Genomic DNA, 3,517 nt, shown 5'->3' on the forward strand with positions numbered 1-3,517 from the left:
GAGGGCGACGACGACGGATCGTCGACGGTCGCGAGCGTGCGGGTGCTCGCGGCCGCCAGTTTTCGCGCGTCCTTGCCGTAGAGGCGGCCCGAGTCGGTCGCGATCCGGTAGTCGTCGTGGTCGAACCAGAAGTCGTTGCCCGCGCGGGGTTTGATGCCGACCGCGTCGCCCGCGACGCTCGGCGAGGTGCGCGACCAGCCCAGCCGAGAAGGTGGTCTTCCCGGCGTCGACGCGCGAGCCGCCGGCGACGAGGTAGACGGGCGGGTCGGACGACTCCCCGCTCACGCCGACTCGTCAGCGTCGGTTTCCGTCTCCGGTTCGTCGTCCGTTACCAGCCCGTAGTACCCCGGGCCGTCCTCGCTCAGGGGTTCGGCGACGACCATGTCCTCGGCGTGGACCATCACCCACGGGACCGCCCAGTCGACCAGCACCGCCTCGGTGTCGGGGTCGACCTCGGCGTCCGGTTCGAGCCCCTGAAGCAGGCGGCCGATCTCGGGGATGGTGTACATCTGGTCCGGTTCGAACAGCTCGGCCGGCTCGTAGAAGTCGCACGGGTAGGTGGCGTCGAACGCCGACTTCGGTTCGGGCATGGGCGGCGATACGCGACCGCGTCCGTAAACGCTGCCGATAGCGACTCGATCCGATGCGGTGGCGCGCGCCTCCGAGCGCCCCGCAGGGCGCGAGGAGCGCCGCGCGAGGGAGTCAGTCGCCGGAGCAACGCGGAGGCGACTGACGAGGCTGGGGAGGTAAGAGGTGCTGTGCGGGGTGGGACTCGAAGGGGCAGTCGCGAGGAGGCCGCAGGCGACGTAAGGACCGCAGGGAGCGAACGAAGTGAGCGAGCGAGGAGCGCAGCGAGCCGCGCGAGTCCTCGCGGCTGGGGCTTCGAAGTGGCTCGTGTCGGTCGACTATCTACAAACAGAAACAGAGTCGTACAGCCGAGCGGCCGAGGCTTCGCAGCGGTTCGTGTCGGTCAGCGACTTCTACAGTCGCAACTACCCGGCAAGCGTCACGAAAAAATGCGGATCTCGACGCGCGTAACGCGTCCGGAGACGCGCTTACTCGAACAGCTCGACGGCCTGCTCGTACCGCGTGGACGGCTCGTTCCAGTCGACGACCTCGAAGAAGTTGTCGACGAACTCGCCGCGAGCCGGACCGTAGTCGTGGTAGTAGGAGTGCTCCCAGACGTCCAGCGCGAGAATCGGGTGACCGCCCCAGACAGCGCCCTGGTCGTGTTTGTCGACCACGACGTTGCGAAGCTGGTTCGAGAACGTGTCGTACACCAAGAGCGCCCAGCCGCTCGCATTGCCCGCTGCGGCTTCGAACTCGCCCTTCCAGGCCTCGTACGAGCCGAAGTCCTCGGCGATGCGGTCCGCGAGCGCGCCCTCGGGCTCGTCGCCGCCCTCCGGCGACATGTTCTGCCAGAACAGGTCGTGGAGGATGTGTCCCGAGGAGTTGTGGGTCACGTTGCGGATGGCTCCGCCGGACGAAGAGAAGTCGTGGGACTCACGGTTCTCTTCGAGCGTCTCTTCGGCCGAGTTCCAGCCGTTGACGTACCCCTGATGATGGGTGTCGTGATGCCATTCGAGCACCTGCTCGGAGATGTGCGGTTCCAGCGCGTCGTAATCGTACGGAAGAGGATCGAGTTCGTAGCTCATCGTTGTATCACCTGTTTCTATTATGTACAGGACACCTGTTAAAGATAATGCGCCACGTGGTACCACGCGACACCAGACGTGAGTGTTATCGGGGGTTTCAGCCGACCAGCGGTGTCGTTGCGGTTCCGGGGCCAGAAGAACGGAGCACAACGGTAATCATGATCTACTGACGAGAACGACAAGTAACCATATACGGTTTCGCGGCGGATCGGTCTCTCTCTGATTCAAATCCCGTACGAGTCGCGCGCGGCGCGCGGTGGCACCCGACGCGTCACGGTGGGACTGGGATTCGAACCCAGGAAGCCGTGAGGCTACCTGCTTTCAAGGCAGGCGCAATGGGCCACTCTGCCATCCCACCGAGCAATCTGTGGGCGTCCCCGTCACGTCATGCGATTTCAGCGCCTTCGAGGACGAAACCAATGAAATTGACACGTTCCATTGTGCCACGATTGAATCGCGCCGAAACCGCTGAAATCGCCGTCATACAGGGACTATGAGTCGAGACAAGCCCGAGAAAGTTGAAGGTATCGTTCTTATTCCCCGTCCGTCCCGTGATTACCTCAATGAGCGCCAACGGGTCGCCTACAAGAGTCACCGCCAAAAATTACTGAAATGGCTCGCGCGACAAGGAAAGAATCCAGACGCGCTCGAAGGCTACGCACATCACACCGCAAAGAACTACGCGAGTATTATAGATAGATTCCTACGCGAGATGTGGTCGCGTGACAGGTACACACTTGATGTTGGCCACGACGACGCTGAAGATTACCTTCGGTCCTTGCTCTTGGCCGACGACGAGTATTCAAAGACCCATCTACACAACACGAAACTCGCCTTACTCGCCTACTTCCGGTTCCAAGGCGATGAATGGGAGCCGGACATTACTATCAGTTCGTCGTCGGGTGTCTCACAACCTCGGGACTTCCTCTCGGACGACGAGCGAATCGCGCTCCGAGAGGCCGCGCTCGAATACGGAACTGTACCAGCGTATGCCGCGCTCGAACCCAAGGAGCGAACGAAGTGGAAGCGGTTCCTCGCCCGTCGCTACGGGAAACCCACGTCCGAAGTGTCACGCGATGATTGGGACCGTGCCAATGGCTTCAAATACCCGAGTATTATCCACACGGCACTCGACGCAGGCCTACGCCCCATTGAGGTTGGTCGCGCCCAAACGTATTGGGTTGACGTGGAGAATGCCGTTCTTCGGATTCCAGAAGAGGAATCTTCAAAGAACGAGGATAATTGGACCGTCAGCCTACGTCGTGAGACGACTGAATATCTCGCCCGGTGGCTTGAACAACGCGAAATGTACGAAAAGTACGACGACACGGAACAGTTGTGGCTGACCCGGCACTCGAACCCCTACAGTGGGTCGTCTCTTCGATATGTTCTTGAGGCTGTGTGCGACCTTGCGGATATTGAACGGGACATATCGTGGTACGCCATCCGCCATTCGACAGGAACTTTTCTTGCGCGCGAAGAAGGACTTGCCGCGGCGCAATCACAACTTCGCCATCGTAGTATCGAAACGACCGCGAAGTATGACCAAGCGCCAGTCGAAGACCGTCGGGACGCGCTCGATAGGATGGGCTGACACGCTCACCTGAACGTTTTATTCCGTTCCTTCGTATCCGCTTCCATGACCTTCGGCACGACGTGGCACAATCTTCTCGAAAACGTTGAAGAACTGCCCCCGGACGCGACCCTCATTACCCCACTCTCGGGCAAGGTATTCGTCGTCGACGACGTTCAGGAACACCGATTTCTGGTTCAGTACCGTGACGACGACGAGACGATACCTCTACAGCGCGAACAGTTTGAGACGCTTTATCGCCGTATCCAAGACGCGAAGGGTGAGTTTG

3 protein-coding genes, 1 tRNA gene and 2 pseudogenes are annotated in these 3,517 nt (G+C 60.8%); 2 read left to right on the plus strand and 4 right to left on the minus strand.

Going from position 1 to position 3,517, the window contains the following annotated elements:
* From BN903_RS17930 to BN903_RS04965, 4 genes and pseudogenes are all read right to left on the minus strand, one after another.
* Positions 1–285, minus strand: a pseudogene (locus BN903_RS17930) (ATPase); the annotation flags it as partial.
* A complete protein-coding gene (locus BN903_RS04955; RefSeq protein ID WP_048076645.1) occupies positions 282–590 on the minus strand; it encodes a DUF5827 family protein in 309 nt (102 codons plus the stop codon). The pseudogene BN903_RS17930 and the gene BN903_RS04955, both read right to left, overlap by 4 nt.
* Positions 591–1,055: 465 nt before the next feature.
* Positions 1,056–1,655, minus strand: coding sequence for a superoxide dismutase (gene sod / locus BN903_RS04960; protein ID WP_048076646.1), 600 nt, complete (start codon positions 1,653–1,655; stop codon positions 1,056–1,058).
* Between the two features lie 274 nt (positions 1,656–1,929).
* Positions 1,930–2,013: transfer RNA gene (locus BN903_RS04965), tRNA-Ser, on the minus strand.
* A gap of 135 nt (positions 2,014–2,148) precedes the next feature.
* On the opposite strand from BN903_RS04965, the gene BN903_RS04970 reads away from it, so the two are divergent.
* Together BN903_RS04970 and BN903_RS17205 are read left to right on the plus strand one after the other, a co-directional pair.
* Entirely contained in the window at positions 2,149–3,249 is a 1,101-nt protein-coding gene (locus BN903_RS04970; protein WP_048076647.1) for a site-specific integrase, read from the plus strand.
* A 45-nt stretch (positions 3,250–3,294) separates the two neighbouring features.
* Positions 3,295–3,517: pseudogene (locus BN903_RS17205) on the plus strand (hypothetical protein); the annotation flags it as partial.

This window comes from Halorubrum sp. AJ67, from assembly GCF_000513435.1.